Here is a 676-nt window from a genome sequence, read left to right on the forward strand (position 1 = left end):
TGGGATATTGATAATGACGGTACTGAGGATAACTCCAGTCAGAATTTCGTTCATACCTACGATACAGCTGGCCTGTACACTGTGAATCTTACTGTCAGTAATATCAATGGTACTGATTCCGAGGTCAAGACCGGTTATATCAATGTGACCTCAGCTCCGGTACCTCCAATCCTTCCGGTTGCTGATTTCAGTGCCAATGTGACTGAAGGAGATGTTCCACTCACTGTTGCGTTCACTGATCTCTCAACCGATGCAACCTCATGGTCGTGGGATATTGATAATGACGGTACTGAGGATAACTCCAGTCAGAATTTCGTTCATACCTACGATACAGCTGGTCTTTACACTGTGAATCTTACTGTCAGTAATATCAATGGTACTGATTCCGAGGTCAAGACCGGTTATATCAATGTGACCTCAGCTCCGGTACCTCCAATCCTTCCGGTTGCTGATTTCAGTGCCAATGTGACTGAAGGAGATGTTCCACTCACAGTTTCGTTCACTGATCTCTCAACCGATGCAACCTCATGGTCTTGGGATATTGATAATGACGGTACTGAGGATAACTCCAGTCAGAATTTCGTTCATACCTACGATACAGCTGGCCTGTACACTGTGAATCTTACTGTCAGTAATATCAATGGTACTGATTCCGAGGTCAAGACCGGTTATATCA

At 44.5% G+C, this 676-nt stretch carries 1 protein-coding gene; it reads left to right on the plus strand.

Features of this window, described 5'->3' with window-relative positions; genetic code table 11:
• Positions 1-676 (plus strand): PKD domain-containing protein (locus WOA13_RS11615; protein WP_342128063.1); only part of this gene is annotated, 676 nt, incomplete at both ends.

This window comes from Methanococcoides sp. LMO-2, from assembly GCF_038432375.1.
Taxonomy (GTDB): Archaea; Halobacteriota; Methanosarcinia; order Methanosarcinales; family Methanosarcinaceae; genus Methanococcoides; species Methanococcoides cohabitans.